The sequence below is a fragment of the Mesorhizobium sp. MC2-1-1 genome, from assembly GCF_057597255.1.
Genome location: NZ_CP195205.1, coordinates 4,205,649 through 4,224,667 on the forward strand (window position 1 = coordinate 4,205,649; position 19,019 = coordinate 4,224,667).

A 19,019-nucleotide genomic window follows, 5' to 3' on the forward strand; every position below is an offset into this window, starting at 1 on the left:
GACTCACTTGATTTCCAGGGCTCATATGCTAGGGCCGGCCAAGGTCCATTCCAACAGCTCTGAAAGGCCGCCCGCCCATGGCCGTGCCAACCAAGAACATCCCCGCGCCCGACCTCGTCCCGGTGCGCCGAGCGCTGCTTTCCGTCTTCGACAAGACCGGCCTTATCGACTTCGCCAAAGCGCTCGCCGCCGCCGGCGTCGAGCTGGTTTCGACCGGCGGCACGGCCAAGGCGATCGCTGAGGCGGGCCTTGTGGTGCGCGACGTTTCCGACCTCACCGGCTTTCCCGAGATCATGGATGGCCGGGTCAAGACCTTGCATCCGTCGGTGCATGGCGCGCTGCTCGGCATCCGCGACGATGCCGAGCATGCCAAGGCCATGCGCGACCATGGGATCGAGCCGATCGACCTGGTCGTCTCAAACCTCTATCCGTTCGAGGAGGTCCGCCGCTCCGGCGCCGGCTACGCCTCGATCGTCGAGAACATCGACATCGGCGGCCCGGCGATGATCCGCGCCTCGGCCAAGAACCACGCATACGTCGGCATCGTCACCGATCCGGCCGACTATGCTTCCGTGGTCAACGCATTGGAGATGAATCTGGGCTCGCTGTCGCTCGATTTCCGCAAGAAGCTGGCGGCCAAGGCCTTTGCCCGCACCGCGACCTATGACGCGGCGATTTCCGGATGGTTCGCCGAGGAACTGCAGATCGAGCACCCGACATGGCGCGCTTTCGGCGGCCGGCTCGACCAGGTGATGCGCTATGGTGAGAACCCGCATCAGAATGCGGGCTTCTACCTCTCCGGCGACAGGCGGCCGGGTGTCGCGACGGCGCGGCAGTTGCAGGGCAAGCAGCTCTCCTACAACAACATCAACGACACCGACGCCGCTTTCGAGCTGGTCGGCGAGTTCGATCCTGCCGGTTCGGCGGCGATCGCCATCATCAAGCACGCCAACCCTTGCGGCGTCGCCCAGGGCGCGACGCTGAAGGCGGCCTATGCCAAGGCGCTGGCCTGCGATCCAGTCTCGGCCTTCGGCGGCATCGTCGCTATGAACCGCATTCTCGACGCGGAAGCCGCCGAGGAGATCGTGAAGACCTTCACCGAGGTCATCATAGCGCCCGATGCCACCGACGAGGCCGTCGCGATAGTCGCGGCCAAGAAGAATTTGCGCCTGCTGGTAACTGGCGGCCTGCCCGACCCGCGCGCCGCCGGCACGATGGTCAAATCCGTCGCCGGCGGACTACTGGTGCAGAGCCGCGACAACGCCGTTGTCGACGACCTCGACCTGAAAGTGGTGACCAGACGCGCGCCGACGCCAGGCGAGCTGGCCGATCTCAAATTCGCCTTCCGCGTCGCCAAGCACGTCAAGTCCAACGCCATCGTCTATGCGAAGGACGGCGCCACGGTCGGCATCGGCGCCGGCCAGATGAGCCGCGTCGATTCCTCGCGCATAGCCGCCCGCAAGGCGCTGGACGCGGCGGAGGCGGCAGGGGTGGCCGATCCGCTGACCAAGGGGTCGGTCGTCGCTTCGGACGCCTTCTTCCCCTTCGCCGATGGGCTGCTGTCGGCAATCGAGGCCGGCGCCACGGCCGTCATCCAGCCCGGCGGCTCGATGCGCGACGAGGACGTGATCGCCGCCGCCGATGAGCACGGCATCGCCATGGTGTTCACCGGCGTGCGACATTTCCGGCATTGAGCGATCTTTCCCTTCTCCCCCTGTGGGAGAAGGGAAAGGCGCTAACCCTGCCGCTTGTCCGCCGGATAGGGCGTCCCCACCAGAATCGCCATGCCGATTGCGAGAAACAGGATGATCGCCGCCATGCCGAGCCGTGGTGATTGGCTCATCGCGGTGATCGTCGCCACCATGAAAGGCGCAAGGAAGCTGGTCGCGCGTCCCGCCAGCGCATAGATGCCGAAATAGCGGCCGGACTCGGCGGCGGTCACGCTGCGCGCCATATACGATCTCGACGACGCCTGCACCGGGCCGAAGGCCAGCCCGATCAGCAGCCCGTAGAGGATATAGACTTTTTCGGCCGCGGTGCCGAACAGCCCGCCGGAATCGGCGGTCGAAAGCGGGATCAGGCCGAGCAGCGTGAAGCCAGGCCCGGTCGAGACGACGCCGATGGTGGCGAGCGACAGCATCACCAGCGCGATCATCACCACATGCTTCGAGCCGAAAGCGGTGTCGAGGCGCGCCGCGATCCAGCAGCCGAATATGGCGACGACGTTGAGGATGATGCCGAACATGCCGATCTCGGTGATCGACCAGTGGAACATGCCGGCCGCGAAGGTGCCGCCGAGCGCGAGCAGCGCATTGACGCCGTCCTGATAGATCATGCGCGCCAGGAGGAAGCGCAGGATGCCGCTGCGCTGGCGCACCTCGGCGAGCGTCGACTTCAGTTCGGACAGGCCCTCGCGCACCGCCGGTCCGATCGGGATGCCCTTGGTGGCGTCGGGCGTGAAGAAGAACATCGGCAGGATGAACAGGAAATACCAGCCGGCCGACATCGGCCCGGTGAAGCGCGCATCCTCGCCGAGCTTCGGATCGAGGCCGAACAGTGGATCGAGGCCGATGATCGTCTTGCCGGTTTCCAGGTTGCCGGCCAGGAACAGCACCACGAAGATCAGCGCCACCATGCCGCCGAGATAGCCGAGCCCCCAGGCGACGTTGGAGATCCGGCCGATCTCTTCCTTTGGCACCAGTCGCGGCATCATGGAATCGTTGAACACGGTCGAGAATTCGGCCGCCACCGAGGCCAGCGAGAACAGGAGCACGACCAGGAAGAGGTTCGAGCCGGGCGCGGCGAACCACAAAAGCGTGAGGCTGACGATCTTGATCGTGGCGAAGAAGGCGATCCACGGCTTGCGCGGCCCGGTCTGGTCGGCGATCGATCCGAGCACGGGCGACAGCACCGCTATGACCAGGCCCGCGGCGGCAATGCCATAACCCCAGGCGGCCTGCCCGGCGGTCGGGTCGCTCGCCATGCGCGAGACGAAATAGGGCCCGAAGATGAAGGTGGTGACGACGGTGAAAAAGGGCTGCGCCGCCCAATCGAAGAACATCCAGCCCCAGATGCCGCGCCCCGATGCCCGCTGCAATGTCTCTACCGCCGCCATGCTGATTCCCTCGGCCTCGCTCGCGCCGGGCGTCATGTCTGCATGTTTTCAGGCAGCGATGCAAATGAACAGGCTTGGCGCTTATCGCCTTGGGTTCCTCGCCCCACGAAGTGGGGAGAGGTGGCTCGGCATAGCCGAGACGGAGAGGGGAATACGGCGAGCGAAGCCGGAGTGATCCGTGGCGGAGGGGCCCCGCCTTACGAAGCCCCTCTCCGGCCGCTTCGCGGCCACCTCTCCCCGCCTTCGACGGGGCGAGCAACCCAAGCCTCTTCTACATCCCCGTCAGGTCGCTCATCAGGCCCGACGCCACCGACAGCCGCGACACCGTGATCTCGCCGCCTTCGGTCAGCGCCTGCAGCCGCTCGCGGATGCGCGCGACCCGTTGGCCGCCGGCTTCCAGCCAGGCCGCGACCGGATCCGCCGCCGCGCCGTGGGCGGTGAGCGCCGCCACCGCGATGCCGCGCCTTGCCGCGCCGATCGTATCGGTCGCGCGCGACAGCGCCAGCTGGTCATAATAGTCCGGCGGCATGATAGAGCGCGCCGCTTCCTCGACACGCGGGATACGGAAGGCGTCGCTGACGGCGAAGAAGGCCCTGGCGGCGCCGACGATGTCGGCATTCGCCATGCGTGCGGCGAGCGCGATGTCGGGGATCAGATCCGCGACATCGGCAAGCGCGAGCTTTTCGGCCAGCTTTTCCGGCGCTCCGGCTTCGAACAGGCCACGCCGCCGTTCCTCGATCCGCTCGCGCGAATAGGTCGGTAGCAGCGAGACGAGCTTCGGCTCCAGCGCCTTGCGCGCCTCCTGCAGCCCGGCGATGCGCTGGCCGAGCGCCTCGGCGCCGGCGTCGTTCTTCAAGTACCAGCCGCTGACCACGAAGATGAGCCGGCTAACCGATTGATACAGATCGAGCTGAATCTGGCCGTCGATCCGGTTGTCGAGCGCGTCGATCTCCTTGTAGAGAGAAGGCAGCGCGAAACCGTCGCGGACGAGGGCGAAGGTGCGCACCACATCGGCCGCCGTGCGCCCGGTGGATTCCTGCAGCCGGTTGACAAAGGATGGACCGCCGCGATTGACGAGATCGTTGGCGATGACCCGCGCGATGATCTCGCGCCGCAGCCGGTGGTCGCGGATCTCGCCGGCGAATCTCCTGGCCATGCGCTCCGGGAAATAGCCCATCAGGTCGCGGTCGAAATGCGGATCGTCCGGCACGTCGCTGGCGACGATGTCGGAGAAGAGCACGATCTTGGCATAGGCAAGCAATACGCCGAGCTCGGCCCTGGTCAGCGGCTCGCCCCTGGCCTCGCGCTCGGCAAGCGCGGCCGGCGAAGGCAGCGTCTCGACGGCGCGGTCGAGCAGTCCGCGCGCTTCCAGCGCCGTCATGAAGCGGGCCTGGTGCGCGATGTCGGCGAGCCCGCGCTTGCGCGCCAGCGAAAGCGCCAAGGTCTGCTGGTAGTTGTTGGAGAGCACCAGCGCGCTCACGTCCTCGGTCATCTCGGCCAGCAGCTTGTTGCGCGCCGGCCGCGCCAGCGAGCCCTTGCGCATCGCCGACGCCAGCGCGATCTTGATGTTGACCTCGACGTCGGAGCAGTTGACTCCGCCCGAGTTGTCGATGGCGTCGGAATTGCAGCGCCCGCCATTCAGGCCGAACTCGATGCGAGCCCGCTGCGTGACGCCGAGATTGGCGCCCTCGCCGATCACCTTGGCCCGCACGTCGAGCGCGGTGACACGGATCGCGTCGTTGGCGCGGTCGCCGACATCCTGGTTGCTTTCGCCTGAAGCCCGCACATAGGTGCCGATGCCGCCGAACCACAAAAGATCGACCGGCGCCTTGAGGATGGCGTTCATGATCTCGACCGGCGTCGCCGTCGTCTTGGCGAGGCCGATGGCGGTTGCGGCGGCCTGCGGCAACGTGATCGATTTCTGGTTGCGCGAGACGATGACGCCGCCTTCCGACAGCTTCGACTTGTCGTAGTCCTGCCAGGACGAGCGCGGCAGGGCGAACATGCGTTGGCGCTCGGCCATCGAGGCGGTCATGTCCGGATCGGGATCGATGAAGATGTCGCGATGGTCGAAGGCCGCGATCAGCCTGGTCTGCGGCGACAACAGCATACCGTTGCCGAACACGTCGCCCGACATGTCGCCGACGCCGACCACGGTGAAGGGCGAGGTCTGGATGTCGCGGTTCATCTCGCGGAAATGCCGCTTGACCGCTTCCCACGCGCCCTTGGCCGTGATGCCCATCTTCTTGTGGTCGTAGCCGGCCGAGCCGCCGCTGGCGAAGGCGTCGTCCAGCCAGAAGTGGTGCTTCTCGGAAATGGCGTTGGCGGTGTCGGAGAAGGTCGCCGTGCCCTTGTCGGCGGCAACGACGAAATAGGGATCGTCAGGATCGCGCCGCACCACGCCGGCCGGCGGGATGACGCCGTCGACGCCGATATTGTCGGTGATCGAAAGCAGGCTGGAGACGAAGTTCTTGTAGGCCGAGGTGCCGGCCTCGAAAATCGCGTCGCGGCCGCCGCCGGCGGGCAGGCGCTTCGGGAAGAAGCCGCCTTTGGCGCCGACCGGCACGATGACCGCGTTCTTGACCTGCTGCGCCTTGACCAGGCCGAGCACCTCGGTTCGGTAGTCCTGGGCGCGGTCTGACCAGCGCAGGCCGCCGCGCGCCACCGGGCCGAAGCGCAGATGCACGCCCTCTACCTCGGAGCCGTAGACGAAGATCTCGCGCCAGGGCCGCGGCGCCGGCAGTCCCTCGACGGCCTGCGAATCGAGCTTGATCGCCAGCGACTGCCCCTTCGCTTTCGTATCGGCTACGAAATGATTGGTGCGCAGCGAGGCCTCGATGAGGTTGAGGTAGCGGCGGATGATGGTGTCGTCATCGATATTGGGCACCTCCTCCAGCGCGTCCTTGATCTTGGCCTTGAGGTGCCTGGCGGCGACCTCGCCCTCGGTCTCCGCCGTTGGCCCGAGACGGGCTACGAACAGCGCATGCAGGCCGCGCGCGATGTCGGGATAGCGGTTGAGCGCGGCGGCGATGAAATCCTGGCTTTGGGGAATGCCGGCCTGCTGCAGGTAGCGGCCATAGGCGCGCAGGATTGTGATCTCGCCCGACCACAGGCCGGCCGTCTGGGCCAGGCAGTTATAGCCGTCATTGTCGACGTCGCCGCGCCATACGGAGAGGAACGCGTCCTCGAACAGTGCCCCTCCATCGGCGAGGTCGATCGGCTTGCCGTAGCTGTTCTCCAGTTCCATGTCGTGGATGAAGACCGTTCCGGCCGAATCGCCGCCGACCTCGAAAGTGCGCTCGCTGATGACGCGGAAGCCGATGTTTTCCAGCACCGGCACGCGCCGCGACAGCGCCACAGGGCTGCCGAAGTGATAGATTTTCAGCGCCGCCTGGTTCGGCTTTTGGTCGGCATGGCGGTAATAGTCGATGGCGATCGGATTTTCGGCGCTGATCTTGGCGATGCGCCTGGCATCGGCCAGCGCCACGGCGGCCGAGAAGGAGTCGCGGTAGCTTTCAGGGAACCGCGCCGCGATCGCCTTCAGTGCCGGATCGCTGCCGGCCGCTTCCGCGGCTTCGGAGAGCGCATCCTCCCAGGTGCGGACGATGTCGCGTATCGCCGCCTCGATCGCCGACGGCTCGATCTTCGGCGTCTTGCCGCCGGAACGGCCGATGATGAAGTGGACGCGCGCCAGCCCGCCTTCCGGGAAGGCCGGGTAATAGGCCGAGAGCCGGCCCTCATAGACGGTCTTGAGATAGGTGCCGACCTTCTCGCGCACGGCGCTGTCATAACGGTCGCGCGGCACGAAAACGAGGATTGAAACGAAACGATCGAACTGGTCGACGCGCACCAGCGCCCTGATCCGCGGCCGTTCGACCAGCCCGAGAATGGCATTGGCATGCTTTCTGAGGACTGGCACCGGGACCTGGAAGAACTCGTCGCGCGGATAGCTTTCCAGCACGTTGATCAGCGCCTTGCCGGAATGGTCGTTCGGATTGAAACCCGACTTGGCGATGATCGTTTCGGCCTTCGAGCGCAGATAGGGGATCTTCATCACCGAGCGCGTGTAAGCGGTCGAGGTGAACAGGCCGACGATGCGCAACTCGCCGGCGAGCGCGCCTTTCGACGTGTAGGTCTTGACGCCGACATAGTCGAGATAGATGCGGCGATGCACCAGGGACTTGGCGTTCGCCTTGGTGACGATCAGCGGCTCCGGTCCATGCAGGAAGGCGCGGATCTCCGGCGTCGTCGTCACCGCCTCGGTGCCGCGCCTCAGCACCAGCACATCCGGATCCGACAGGATGCCGAGGCCCGGTTTCTCGGCGCGCTCCAACTTGCCGCTTTCCTCGCCGCCGACATATTTGAATTCGCGCATGCCGAGGAAGGTGAAATTGTCGTCGCGCAGCCATTCGAGGAAAGCGATCGCCTCGGCGACGCTCTTCTTATCGAGCGGTACCGCGGAATAGCGGAACTCCGAAATCGCCTGGTCGAGGCGGGCGAGCATCGGTTTCCAGTCGACGACGGCGGCGCGGACCTGGGAGAGCATCTTGCGCAGCCGCTCGGTTAGGCTCGTCGCCTCACCGGCGGTCAGCCGCGGGATATGGACATGGACGACGCTCAGCCGGTCGTGGTCTTCATCCTCCCTGCCGCTGTCGCCGAGCACCTCGACGACGCCGGCCCTGCCGTGCCGGACGGTGACGATCGGATGGGCGACCAGCGTCGGCTGGCCACTGCTCTCGGTGATCTCGCCGAGGATGGAATCGAACAGGAACGGCATGTTGTCGTTGACGACGGTGATGACCGTGACCGGCCTGCCGTCGCAGGCAACGCCGGAGTCGGCTTCGACGGCGACGACGCTCTCGCCCTTCCTGTGGCTGGCGACCGCCTGGGCGGCAAGCTCGCCCGCGCGTTCCAGATCGGCCGCGCTATAGGCCGCGATGTCCTCTGCCGGAGCGCGGGCAAGCAGATAGTCGGCAAGCCTTGCGGGCTTCTCCTCCGCTTTCGCGGGGGCGGCCGCTTTCTTCTTCGGCTTGGATTTCACGCTGGCCATGACGCTTGGTCCCTCCCGTCTTATGCTTTTGCGGCTATCGTAGCAGATGACCGCCATTTCGCGACAAAGGTTTGACGACGCATTAAAAAATTCGAACCGACGCCGTCACCTTGCAGGGAGAATGACCCATGACCGACAGGATTACCGCGCTCGACCTCGTTCAGGCGGAACTCAGCGAGGCAACGAAAGCCTATTTCGCAAAGTGCAAGGAGAAGCTCGGCCTCGTCCCCAACGTGCTCCTCGCCTACGCCTTCGACGAGAAGAAGCTGCGCGCCTTCACCGACATGTACAATGATCTGATGCTGGGCGATTCCGGCCTGTCGAAGCTGGAGCGCGAGATGATCGCGGTCGCCGTCTCCTCGATCAACCATTGCTATTACTGCCTGACAGCGCATGGCGCGGCCGTGCGTCAGTTGTCGGGCCAACCCGCGCTCGGCGAGATGATGGTGATGAATTTCCGCGCCGCCGATCTCTCGGATCGCCAGCGCGCGATGCTGGAATTCGCGGTGAAGCTGACGGAAGAGCCGACCAGGATCGTCGAGGCCGACCGCGCCGCCTTGCGCCAGGCCGGCTTTACCGACCGCGACATCTGGGACATCGCCTCGACCGCCGCCTTCTTCAACATGTCGAACCGCATGGCCGCCGCAGTCGATATGCGGCCAAACCCCGAATACCACGCCATGGCGCGGTAGGACCCTCCTTCCGTCCGCGTGCGCGCCGGGATCAGCGCGCGGCGATCGCCGCGGCGGCGCCTGCCATCGTCGTGGCACTGACGCGGTTGGCGATCTTCATGGCGGGCTTGCTCTTCAGGAGCCGGCGCGCCTGGGAAGCGGCCAGCACCCAGGCGAGGTCTATGACGACCAACACGACGACCATCGTCAGCGTCAGTTCCACCCAGCCGACGAACCCGACCGCAGCAAGATCGATGATGGTCGGCAGCAGCGCCAGATAGAACATCATGATCTTCGGGTTGCCGAGCGTCACCGCCATGCCGGCAAGGAACAGTTTCAGGGCTGAGTCCTCGCGCGGCATCTCGCCTTCCTTCGCTTCGACCGGCGCCGTCCACATCTTGAAGGCCAGCCAGGCGAGATAGGCGACACCCACCCATTTAACGGCGACGAAGGCGTAGTGGAAAGTCTGCGCCACGACAGCCAGCCCGAAAACGGTCAGCGACAGCCAGATGGCCTCACCGATCCACATCGCCAGCAGGAACGGGAACACGTCGCGAAACCCCTTCGAGATCACCCGCGCCACGAGTGCCGCGATCGACGGCCCGGGCGAGCCGGCGGCGACGAACAGGGCGGCGGCAAAGATCAGCAGCGAGGCGAGATGCATGGCAGACCTCTTGTGGTCAAGAACTCAATCATAGGAGACTAACGCAGCCTCCGGGATCACGAAAGCGGATGGCTTGCCAGATTGGCGCCGCGCGTCTAGAAGACCCGCCACTTTATCCATTTCGAGCATCACTTTGCCTCAGTAACCGCCGGTCTCGCCAGCTCCTCCGAATGCACCGCAGGCGCAGCCATTGGCGCGGCCTGCTTCATTTTCATGTGTTCTTCAGGCGGCGGTTCGAGACCGGTTTGGCATTGCTGAGCCGCTGCCGTGCGCAACTTCCGCGCCGAACGACTGACATCACAACACAGCCTTCGCCACGCCGTGCCCGTACGAGCATGATTCCGAAAAGTGGTACCCGGTTTTCGGAAAAGATCATGCTCGACAAAAAGGGCATCTCGGACAGTGCCGGCCTGACGGACTTCCCGACGGGAAGGGCCTATCGGCATGTCTACCTTGAGTGTCCAATGGACGATCGCTTCCGCATCCGCGCCTCGACCTCTCATCAACTGCAATCGCTGCGGCGGCGTCAGGCCGTATCTGTGCAGCGAAAAGTTCCGTGTCAACGCCAACGGCAAGCGCATCGACGTCTGGCTGATCTACCGCTGCGTCGACTGCGACAATTCCTGGAATTTCGCCATTCTGGAGCGGAGAAACCGCCGCCACATCGAGCCAGCCCTGCTCGCCGCGCTCGAAGGCAACGATCCGGCTCTCGTGCGCCACTTTGCTTTCGATGCCACGGCGCTGCGAGGCCGGGCCGGCCGGATCGAGGAATTTTCCGATGTCATGGTGCGTCGGGAGCTACTGGGCGGCAAGCCGGAAAGGCCGACCGTGCTCGCAGTCGAACTTCGACTTGAGGGTACAACGCCTTTGCGGCTCGACCGCCTGCTTGCCGGCGAGCTCGGTCTTTCTCGGTCAAGGCTCCTGGAGCTGGACGACCGCAAGCGGTTGGCCGTCGAACCGGATGGCGCCAAGGCCCTGCGCAAGCCGGTTCGTGACGGCTTGACCGTCCGCATCGATCTGGCCGGGGAGGCCGACAGCAACGCCATCCTGTCGGCCGCGCGCCCTTGACACGAAAAGAGGGAGCATCCGCTCCCTCTTTCTGAACCCTCTTCGCGAACCTTAGGCCGCGCCCATCACCTTGGCGGCCTTCTCGAAACGCTTGCGCTCGTTCGGGTCGAGATAGAGCTTGCGCAGGCGGATGGTCTTCGGCGTCACCTCGACCAGCTCGTCGTCCTGGATCCAGGCCAGCGCCCTCTCCAGCGTCATGCGGATCGGCGGCGTCAGCTTCACCGCCTCGTCCTTGCCGGCGGCGCGGATGTTGGTGAGCTTCTTGCCCTTGAGCACGTTCACCTCGAGGTCGTTGTCGCGCGAATGGATGCCGATGATCATGCCCTGATAGACCTTGACGCCCGGATCGATGATCATCGGGCCGCGGTCTTCGAGGTTCCACATGGCATAAGCGACGGACTCGCCCTGCTCGTTGGAGATCAGCACCCCATTGGTGCGGCCGGGCAGCTCGCCCTTATAGGGCTCGTAGGCGAAGAACAGCCGGTTCATCACGGCGGTGCCGCGCGTATCGGTCAGCAGTTCCGACTGGTAGCCGATCAGGCCGCGCGTCGGAGCGTGGAAGACGAGGCGCTGGCGGTTGCCGCCTGACGGACGCAGCTCGACCATCTCGGCCTTGCGCTCCGACATCTTCTGCACGACGACGCCGGCATGCTCCTCGTCGACGTCGATGACGACTTCCTCGACAGGCTCCAGCAATTCGCCGTTCTCACCCTTCTGCATGACGACGCGCGGGCGCGACACGGCAAGCTCGAAGCCTTCGCGACGCATCGTCTCGATCAGCACGGCGAGCTGCAATTCGCCGCGGCCGGAGACGAAGAAGGAGTCCTTTTCAGACGATTCCTCGATCTTCAGCGCGACATTGCCCTCGGCCTCGCGCAGCAGGCGATCACGGATGACTCGGCTGGTGACCTTGTCGCCCTCGGTGCCGGCAAGCGGACTGTCGTTGACGAGGAAGGACATCGTCACGGTCGGCGGATCGATCGGCTGCGCATGCAGCGGTTCGGTCACGGACGGATCGCAGAACGTATCGGCGACGGTGCCTTTCGACAGGCCGGCGATGGCCACGATGTCACCCGCCTGCGCTTCCTCGATCGGCTGGCGCTCGAGGCCGCGGAAGGCGAGGATCTTCGAGATGCGTCCCGTCTCGATCTGCGTGCCGTCGTGATGCAGCACCTTGACCGCCTGGTTGGCCTTCAGCGTGCCGGACTCGATGCGACCGGTGATGATGCGGCCGAGGAAGGGGTTGGCTTCAAGGATCGTGCCGATCATGCGGAACGGGCCGGGATGGACGGTTGGAGCCGGCACATGCTTGACGACCAGATCGAACAGCGGCGCCAGCCCCTGGTCCTTCGGGCCCTCGGGGTTTTCCGAAACCCAGCCGTCGCGGCCCGAACCGTAAAGGATCGGGAAGTCGAGCTGCTCGTCAGTGGCGTCGAGCGCGGCGAACAGGTCGAACACCTCGTTGACCACCTCGACATGGCGGGCGTCCGGACGGTCGATCTTGTTGATGACGACGATGGGGCGCAGGCCGACCTTGAGCGCCTTGCCGACGACGAATTTGGTCTGCGGCATCGGCCCTTCGGCGGCATCGACGAGCACGATCGCCGAATCCACCATCGAAAGGATGCGCTCGACCTCGCCGCCGAAGTCCGCGTGTCCGGGCGTGTCGACGATGTTGATGCGGGTGCCATGCCAGTCGACCGAGGTCGCCTTGGCCAGGATGGTGATGCCGCGTTCCTTTTCGAGGTCGTTGGAATCCATGGCGCGCTCGGCCACGCGCTGGTTGTCGCGGAAGGCGCCGGACTGTCTTAGAAGCTGGTCGACGAGGGTGGTTTTGCCATGGTCGACATGCGCGATGATCGCGATATTGCGGAGGTTCATTTGTCTGGTCTCGGGAGCGTTGCAGGCAGCAGGCCAGAGGCGCCGCCTTTTTCGGTTGGGCGGCTCATACAAGGTTTTTCGCAATTGCGAAAGGGGAGGCCCGACCCCAAATAAATGGTCACTGATTCTTAAACGTCTTGGTGTGAAATGATTTTGTTAACCAAGGCGGAACCTTTGAGGGGCCGGACAGTTCGATGTTGATGACCGATCAGATGTCCAGATTGCGTCCGGTTTTTGCGTGGGCGGCGCTTGGCCTGCTCGTCGCGGTGGGCGCCGCGCAGTCGGCAGCAGCACTCAGGGACGCCGACCCGATATCGCCGCCCGACGCCAGAACCGCCCAGCAGATGTTCGCGGACGCTCCCGACGGCGTCGACCCGATCGTCACCGGCCCGGTCAGCGCCGCCTTCAAGCAGCGCCAGAAGGACGCCAACTGCGACACCGCGGTCTGGCCGAACATTCCCCGGGCCTGTTATCCGGATTAACGACCGCGCCATGCGCGGTCGCCGTCTTTCCTAGAGAAAAGCCTTTAGGCCGACCGCACCGGGTCGAGCGTGACCTTGAAGAGCTCGTTGTCGTCGCGGTCCATCAAGCGCACGGTAAGCTGTTCCGTGGCACCGGAGATATCGACCAGCCCAAAGAACTGCAGGCCAGCCGACGGCGGCAGGTTCTGGCCCTGCTCTGCGGTCGGCGCCTTGATGAACTTCAGCTCCGGACCGAACGTCATGTCGAGCTCATTGGGGCCGAAGGTGCCGGCATGGATCGGGCCGGAGACGAACTCCCAGAATGGATTGAAATCCTGGAACTTCGCCTTGTCGGGGTTGTAGTAATGCGCTGCGGTGTAGTGGACGTCGGCGGTGAGCCACAACGTGTTGGTGATGCCGGCATTCTTGATGAAACGCAGCACGTCGGCAAATTCGAGCTCCCGGCCCTTCGGCGCGCCATTGTCGTTATTGCTAACGGCCTCGAAGCCGACCTTCTTCGCCGCGTCGTCCCAGACGACGAGGCTGAGCGGCATGTCGGCGGCGATGATCTTCCAGGTCGCCTTGGAATTCGCCAGCTCGCGCTTCAGCCACTTGGACTGCTCCTCGCCGATCATGCGCGCCTTCGGCGTCAGCGCTTCATCCAGATTGGGCCCATTGGGGCCGCGATAGGAGCGCATGTCGAGGAAGAACACGTCGAGCAGCGGGCCATGCGAGATCTTGCGGTAGACACGGCCCGGCTCCGACGGCTCGTAACGGATGGTCGTCATTTCGTGGAAGGCGCGCGCGGCCCTGGCCGCCAGCACGTGGATGGATTTCTCCGTGTAGCGGTTGTCGGCGGTGAGGTCCTTCGAATCCGACCAGTTGTTCAGCACCTCGTGGTCGTCCCACTGGTAGAAGGTCGGGCAGATGGCGGAGAGGCCAAGCACGTGCTTGTCCATCATGTTGTATTTCCACTGGTCGCGGTACTCGTCCAGCGTCTCGGCGACCTTGCGCTTGCCGTCGATCATGACGACGTTCTTCCACTTGCCGCCGCCGGGCAGGTCGACCTCGTCCTTCATGGCGCCGTCGGCATAGATCGTGTCGCCTGAGTGCAGGAAGAAGTCGGGCGTGTGCTTGGCGATGGTCGAATAGGTCTTCATGCCGGTCTCGTCGATGCCCCAGCCCTGGCCGGCGGTGTCGCCCGACCAGGCGAAGCGCACGTCGCGCTTCGAGGACGGCGCGGTGCGGAAGCGGCCGACGATCGGCTCGGAGACGGCGTTGATGTCTGACAGGTCGGCCGCCACCATGCGGTAGAAGATATCCTGGTCGGAGGCGAGGTCGGTGAGCAGCCGCTTCACCGTATAGTCGCTGGCGGGCGAAGTATCGAGCGGCGCAAGCCGCGTGGCGTTGGCGAAGCTCTCGGTCGTCGACACTTCATACATCACGCGTGCCGGGCGGTCGGTGCGGGTCCACACCATGCCGGAGGTGGCGTCGACGTCGCCGGATTGGACGCCATGCGTGAAGGCCGGGCGCTGGCTGGCGCGGGAATAATAAGGCATTGCCAGTCCGGAGGCGCCGACAAGGCCGAAGGCGCTGGCCGAGGTGACGAAAGCGCGGCGGGTGAGGGAAAGCTTGTTCATGGCTGTCTCCGGGTGGCGTTGAACGGGACCGCCAAGCTCTCGCCTCAATGTTTCAGGCGCATCTCGGAACCATGAAGTTTTGATAACAGTGCACCTCCCCTTCTCCCCTCTTGGGAGAAGCGGAAGGCGCGCCTTAAGCCGCCTGCGGCTCCGGCTCGAAGGCCGGCCTGCTCGTGTTGATCAAGAGCGAGATGCACGCCGCCGCAATGCCCGTCATGCCGGCGATCAGGAACGCCAGCTCGTAATTGCCCTGCAGCTCGCGCATCGTGCCGCCGAAGGCTGCCGCCGCTGCCGCGCCCACCTGGTGGCCGGCGACGATCCAGCCGAACACGATCGGCCCGCTGCGGTCGCCGAAGGCCTCGTTGGCGAGCCTGAGCGTCGGCGGCACGGTAGCAATCCAGTCGAGCCCGTAGAGCACGGCGAAGATGATCAGGCTGGTCGCCGAGAAGCCGGAATAGGGCAGGTAGATCAGCGACAGGCCGCGCACGGCGTAATAGACGCCGAGCAGCTTGCGCGGATCGAAACGGTCGGTGAGCCAGCCGGACAGCGTAGTGCCGATCAGGTCGAAGATGCCCATCATCGACAGCAGTCCGGCAGCTTGCACCTCGCCGATGCCCATGTCGCCGCAGAAGGCGATGAGATGCGTGCCGACGAGGCCGTTGGTGGTGAAGCCGCAGACGAAGAAGGTGGCGAAGAGATACCAGAACACCCTTGTGCCGGCGGCGCGGCGCAACGTGTTCAGCGTATGCGCCAGGAAATTGCCTTGAGAGGCCGGCGATACCGGCGGCACGTCGTCGGCATCGGCGCCGTAGCGCACCTGGCCTATCGAGGCGGGACGCTCCGGCACCAGCAGTAAGACGAACGGGATCAGCGCGGCAGTGGCAAGCGCCACGGCAATCGCCACCGGCTTCCAGCCGCCGCTTTGCGCCAGCGAGGCGATCACCGGCAGGAACACCAGCATGCCGGTGGCGCTGGAGGCCGACATCAACCCCATCATCAGGCCGCGATTGGTCTTGAACCAGCGGTTGACGATGGTGGCGCCGAGCACGCTCGCCACCGCGCCCGAGCCGATGCCGGAAAGCACGCCCCAGGTGAGGAAAAGATGCCAGGGCTCGGTCATGAACAGGCTGAGCGCCGTCGATCCCGACATCACCAGCAGCGATCCGAGCAGCGTGCGGCGCAGCCCGATACGCTCCATCAGCGCCGCCGCGAACGGCCCGGTCAGCCCGTAGAGCAGGATGCCGATACTAGCGGCCCAGGAGGTCACGTCGCGGCGCCAGCCGAAGCTTTCTTCCAGCGGAACCATCATCACCGATGGTGCCGAGCGAAGGCCGGCGGCGATCAGCAGGCAGAGGAAAATGACGGCAACGACGACGAATGCGTAGCGCTGGCCAAACGGGCGAGACTGGGCTATCATGTTACTGACCGGTACGTTGCAATGGAACGGCGCCATACATACGTACCGGTCAGTAACATTGTCAAGCGAGTTGTTTGCATGCCATCGGACAATAAAATTGAAGCGTCGTTGAACGTGGCCGCTGTTCCCAAGGCGGCGGATAAGATCCTGGATGTGGCGCGCGACCTCTTTTATCGCGAGGGCATACGGGCGATCGGTGTTGACGAAATCGTCAGGCGCGCGGGGGTCACCAAGCCGAGCCTTTACCGCAGCTTCCCGTCGAAGGACGAGCTCGCAGCTTCCTACCTGCGCAAATACGATCTGGAGTTCTGGGAGCGCTTCGACGAGACCGTCGCGGCGCATCCCGGCGATCCGCGCGCACAGATCATCGCTTTCCTGACCCGTGTCGGCAAACGCACGCAGAGGCCGGATTATCGCGGTTGCGGCATGACCAACGCGGCGGTGGAATATCCGGAGCGCGGCCACCCGGCCCGCATCGTCAGTGAGAGCAACAAGCAGGAACTGCGCCGGCGTTTGCGCGCCATGGCGGCAGCGATGGGGGCCGCCGATTCCGACACGCTGGGCGACGGGCTGCTGCTTCTCATCGAGGGAGCCTATATCAGCGGTCAGCTCTTTGGTTTGGGCGGGCCGGCCGCGGCAGTCGCCCGCAACGCCGACCTGCTCATTGAGGCCAGCTTGAAGAAATAGCGATTGGCGATACCCTTTCGACAACTCGAAACGGAGTTGTCCGTCATGCGTGCCCTTCTTCTCCCGCTTGTCCTCGCCGGATTCTGCCAGGCAGCCAAGGCCGGCGACATCTCCAGCGCCTACACCGATCTCGACTGGAAGAAGGACTGCGTGACCTATGCGCAGGCTGCGCAAGGCGACGGCGACTGGGCGAGCCTCGTCTGCTCCGGCTATCGCGGCTACCCGGTGCTGATCGGCTACGACGACGCGCGCGAATCCGTCTATTATGGCTTCCCCTCCGACGACATGACCGCTGTCTGGGAGAGCTTCACCGCCTTCAACGGCTCCGGCCCGAAGGTGGAATGGCGGATCGAGACCAATGGCGACATCGCCGCCCCCTTTGCCGCCATACATCGCCGCTCGGTCAGCAACCCAGAGGACGAAAAGAAATCGACCGACGTGCTGGTCGTCGCCAAGGTCGCGCAGCCGGAAGAGCATCAGGGCTGCACCGTCGGCCTGGTCTTGGCCACCGGCAACCCGCAGGCCAACGACCAGGCCCGCAAGCTCGCCGACGAAAAAGCGAAGACCTTCGCCTGCGGCAAGGACCAGCGCGAAGTCATCGGCGACGTTCCGCCCTTCGGCCGGGTGGACAACTAGCCGCGGGGCTGCCCTCGCCCGTCTCCAGATGCCGGCTAAGCATCCGCCGCAATCCTCCAGTACGCCGTCGCGCAGCCGTTTTTCGCTGATCAATGTCAGGGGATGCGCATCAACTGCGGCACGATCACGGCCAACCTTTCGGCCTGCCCTGCCGGCAGCGGCGGATCGGCGGCGGAGAACAGCGTCACGATTTGGCTGCGCCGGCGGCCTCGCATCGAGCGTTTCCAGCCGTCGTCGCCCGGCAGTTCGAGCAGCGCCGCCGAGACGGAGCTGCGGGAGGACCTGCCGCAAAGGCCGCGGGTCAGCGCTAGGAGTTTCGGCGCGAACAGAGCGGTCGGGCGATTTTCGAGCCGGCGCCGGCGATGAGGTCATTCGCCGGGATGGAGCGTGGGAAGAGGCGCCCGCCCCGCTCCTTGCTTCGCCATCAAATGACGAAGGAGACAATCGCGGCCCGGGACCGCCGGATCAAATTTGACCATATGGACAAAAGTTGGACGCCGTTCCATAGTCTCAGGCGTCTGACATCTTTTGAACGGCCGGCTCGACACGGCCGTCGAGCAGAGGGGAACTTCAATGGAAAACGAACGTAGAAGAACGCAACGCACGGGCCTGTCGCGGCGCAGCGTGCTGGAACTCGGCGCGCTCGGTCTCGCGGCCACCGTGCTGCCCGGCGCGGCTTTCGCCAAGGACAAGAAGCTGAAGGTGGCGGCGATCTTCGCCACCCCGATCGAGGAACCGTGGGACAACCAGATCCATGTCGCGCTGCAAAAGGCCGAGAAGGAACTGGGCATCGAATATAAATGGTCGGAAAAGGTCCAGACCGCCGACTTCAGCCGCGTGATGCGCGAATACGCGCAGGGCGGCTACCAGCTGGTGCTGGGCGACGCCTTCGCCGCCGAGCGTGAATCGCGCCGCACGGCCAAGCAATTCCCGAAGACGGCGTGGCTGTTCGGCTCGGGTGCTGGGCCCGCCGAACCCAATTTCGGCGTCTTCGACAACTGGATCCACGAGCCCGCTTATCTCTCCGGCATGATCGCCGGCAAGATGTCGAAGTCGGGCACCGTGGGCGCGGTCGCCGCGATGGGCATTCCGGAAGTGAACCGCCTGGTCAACGCCTTCTTCGCCGGCGCCAAGGAGGTCAATCCCAACGTCAAGAAGAAGGTCGCCTTCATCGGCTCCTTCTTCGATCCGCCCAAGGCAAAGGAAGCGGCAGTGGCGCAGATCGATGCCGGCGTCGACGTGATCTATGCCGAGCGTTTCGGCGTCATCGAGGCGGCGGTCGAGAAGAAGATTCTTGCCATCTCCAACATGTCCGACCAGTCGAGCCTCGGGCCCGACACGGTCATCACCGGGCCGGTGTGGGATATGTATCCGACCGTCGAGCAGGCGATCAAGCTGGTCAAGGCCGGTGTCTTCACGGCGCAGGACTATGGCGATTTCTCGCGCATGGCCAAGGGCGGCTCCTATCTCGCGCCTTACCATAAATTCGACAAGACGCTGCCGGCGGAAGTGAAGGATCTCGTCGAGAAGAAGAAAGCCGAGATCCTCGAAGGCAATTTCCGCGTCGACGTCGACGAGAACACGCCGGTTTCGGATTGACGCCTTGTTGAGGGTGGCGCGAGGCCACCCTCTCTGTCCTGCCCGGACATCTTCCCTCGAGGGAAGATTGGCGGTTCCGTCGACAGCGCTCGACCTTTGTACGGTGGGGACCCGCGTTGACATCTGATCT

General features: G+C 64.8%; 13 protein-coding genes. 7 read left to right on the top strand and 6 right to left on the bottom strand.

Features of this window, described 5'->3' with window-relative positions; all coding sequences use genetic code 11:
• The first annotated feature begins 77 nt into the window (after positions 1 to 77).
• Positions 78 to 1,694, top strand: coding sequence for a bifunctional phosphoribosylaminoimidazolecarboxamide formyltransferase/IMP cyclohydrolase (purH, locus tag ACR64R_RS20810; protein WP_487358155.1), 1,617 nt, complete (start codon positions 78 to 80; stop codon positions 1,692 to 1,694).
• 41 nt (positions 1,695 to 1,735) lie between these two features.
• Here purH and ACR64R_RS20815 read toward each other — a convergent pair whose 3' ends face one another.
• A complete protein-coding gene (locus tag ACR64R_RS20815) occupies positions 1,736 to 3,151 on the bottom strand; it encodes an MFS transporter (RefSeq protein ID WP_487358156.1) in 1,416 nt (471 codons plus the stop codon).
• A 235-nt stretch (positions 3,152 to 3,386) separates the two neighbouring features.
• Positions 3,387 to 8,165, bottom strand: coding sequence for an NAD-glutamate dehydrogenase (locus tag ACR64R_RS20820; RefSeq protein ID WP_487358157.1), 4,779 nt, complete (start codon positions 8,163 to 8,165; stop codon positions 3,387 to 3,389).
• A gap of 128 nt (positions 8,166 to 8,293) precedes the next feature.
• On the opposite strand from ACR64R_RS20820, the gene ACR64R_RS20825 reads away from it, so the two are divergent.
• Positions 8,294 to 8,857 carry a peroxidase-related enzyme gene (locus tag ACR64R_RS20825; RefSeq protein WP_487358158.1) on the top strand — a complete coding sequence of 188 codons (564 nt, stop codon included), beginning with the start codon at positions 8,294 to 8,296 and terminating at the stop codon, positions 8,855 to 8,857.
• Between the two features lie 31 nt (positions 8,858 to 8,888).
• Here the strand turns inward: ACR64R_RS20825 and ACR64R_RS20830 are convergent, their stop codons facing one another.
• The gene (locus ACR64R_RS20830) at positions 8,889 to 9,500 is read right to left on the bottom strand and encodes a LysE family translocator (RefSeq protein WP_487358159.1); all 612 of its coding nucleotides are present in this window, start codon (positions 9,498 to 9,500) and stop codon (positions 8,889 to 8,891) included.
• A gap of 444 nt (positions 9,501 to 9,944) precedes the next feature.
• On the opposite strand from ACR64R_RS20830, the gene ACR64R_RS20835 reads away from it, so the two are divergent.
• Positions 9,945 to 10,568: a DUF1062 domain-containing protein gene (locus tag ACR64R_RS20835; protein ID WP_487358160.1), complete on the top strand. Its 624-nt coding sequence runs from the start codon at positions 9,945 to 9,947 to the stop codon at positions 10,566 to 10,568.
• Positions 10,569 to 10,619: 51 nt separating this feature from the next.
• Here the strand turns inward: ACR64R_RS20835 and typA are convergent, their stop codons facing one another.
• Complete coding sequence (gene typA, locus ACR64R_RS20840) at positions 10,620 to 12,449, bottom strand: translational GTPase TypA (RefSeq protein WP_487358161.1); 1,830 nt, start codon at positions 12,447 to 12,449, stop codon at positions 10,620 to 10,622.
• Between the two features lie 194 nt (positions 12,450 to 12,643).
• Between typA and ACR64R_RS20845 the strand changes: the two genes are divergently transcribed.
• A complete protein-coding gene (locus ACR64R_RS20845) occupies positions 12,644 to 12,931 on the top strand; it encodes a hypothetical protein (RefSeq protein WP_487358162.1) in 288 nt (95 codons plus the stop codon).
• A 44-nt stretch (positions 12,932 to 12,975) separates the two neighbouring features.
• Here ACR64R_RS20845 and ACR64R_RS20850 read toward each other — a convergent pair whose 3' ends face one another.
• Positions 12,976 to 14,550 carry an alkaline phosphatase D family protein gene (locus ACR64R_RS20850; RefSeq protein ID WP_487358163.1) on the bottom strand — a complete coding sequence of 525 codons (1,575 nt, stop codon included), beginning with the start codon at positions 14,548 to 14,550 and terminating at the stop codon, positions 12,976 to 12,978.
• A 133-nt stretch (positions 14,551 to 14,683) separates the two neighbouring features.
• Positions 14,684 to 15,967, bottom strand: a complete 1,284-nt coding sequence (locus tag ACR64R_RS20855) for an MFS transporter (RefSeq protein WP_487358164.1) — start codon at positions 15,965 to 15,967, stop codon at positions 14,684 to 14,686.
• Positions 15,968 to 16,045: 78 nt separating this feature from the next.
• On the opposite strand from ACR64R_RS20855, the gene ACR64R_RS20860 reads away from it, so the two are divergent.
• The 3 genes from ACR64R_RS20860 (at position 16,046) to ACR64R_RS20870 (ending at position 18,889) form a co-directional block, all read left to right on the top strand.
• On the top strand, positions 16,046 to 16,654 hold the full coding sequence (locus ACR64R_RS20860) for a TetR/AcrR family transcriptional regulator (protein WP_487362507.1): 609 nt from the start codon (positions 16,046 to 16,048) through the stop codon (positions 16,652 to 16,654).
• A 45-nt stretch (positions 16,655 to 16,699) separates the two neighbouring features.
• Positions 16,700 to 17,290: a hypothetical protein gene (locus ACR64R_RS20865; protein WP_487358165.1), complete on the top strand. Its 591-nt coding sequence runs from the start codon at positions 16,700 to 16,702 to the stop codon at positions 17,288 to 17,290.
• 573 nt (positions 17,291 to 17,863) lie between these two features.
• A complete protein-coding gene (locus tag ACR64R_RS20870; RefSeq protein WP_487358166.1) occupies positions 17,864 to 18,889 on the top strand; it encodes a BMP family protein in 1,026 nt (341 codons plus the stop codon).
• Positions 18,890 to 19,019 lie beyond the last annotated feature (130 nt).

What these genes read in the sequence shown, in the direction of transcription:
- ACR64R_RS20865 (WP_487358165.1), top strand. Translation starts at nt 16,700, where the DNA reads ATGCGTGCCCTTCTTCTCCCGCTTGTCCTCGCCGGATTCTGCCAGGCA.
- ACR64R_RS20870 (WP_487358166.1), top strand. Translation starts at nt 17,864, where the DNA reads ATGGAAAACGAACGTAGAAGAACGCAACGCACGGGCCTGTCGCGGCGC.
- ACR64R_RS20815 (WP_487358156.1), bottom strand. Translation starts at nt 3,151, where the DNA reads ATGACGCCCGGCGCGAGCGAGGCCGAGGGAATCAGCATGGCGGCGGTA.
- ACR64R_RS20850 (WP_487358163.1), bottom strand. Translation starts at nt 14,550, where the DNA reads ATGAACAAGCTTTCCCTCACCCGCCGCGCTTTCGTCACCTCGGCCAGC.
- typA (WP_487358161.1), bottom strand. Translation starts at nt 12,449, where the DNA reads ATGAACCTCCGCAATATCGCGATCATCGCGCATGTCGACCATGGCAAA.
- ACR64R_RS20855 (WP_487358164.1), bottom strand. Translation starts at nt 15,967, where the DNA reads ATGATAGCCCAGTCTCGCCCGTTTGGCCAGCGCTACGCATTCGTCGTC.
- purH (WP_487358155.1), top strand. Translation starts at nt 78, where the DNA reads ATGGCCGTGCCAACCAAGAACATCCCCGCGCCCGACCTCGTCCCGGTG.
- ACR64R_RS20825 (WP_487358158.1), top strand. Translation starts at nt 8,294, where the DNA reads ATGACCGACAGGATTACCGCGCTCGACCTCGTTCAGGCGGAACTCAGC.
- ACR64R_RS20830 (WP_487358159.1), bottom strand. Translation starts at nt 9,500, where the DNA reads ATGCATCTCGCCTCGCTGCTGATCTTTGCCGCCGCCCTGTTCGTCGCC.
- ACR64R_RS20835 (WP_487358160.1), top strand. Translation starts at nt 9,945, where the DNA reads ATGTCTACCTTGAGTGTCCAATGGACGATCGCTTCCGCATCCGCGCCT.
- ACR64R_RS20860 (WP_487362507.1), top strand. Translation starts at nt 16,046, where the DNA reads ATGCCATCGGACAATAAAATTGAAGCGTCGTTGAACGTGGCCGCTGTT.
- ACR64R_RS20845 (WP_487358162.1), top strand. Translation starts at nt 12,644, where the DNA reads ATGTTGATGACCGATCAGATGTCCAGATTGCGTCCGGTTTTTGCGTGG.
- ACR64R_RS20820 (WP_487358157.1), bottom strand. Translation starts at nt 8,165, where the DNA reads ATGGCCAGCGTGAAATCCAAGCCGAAGAAGAAAGCGGCCGCCCCCGCG.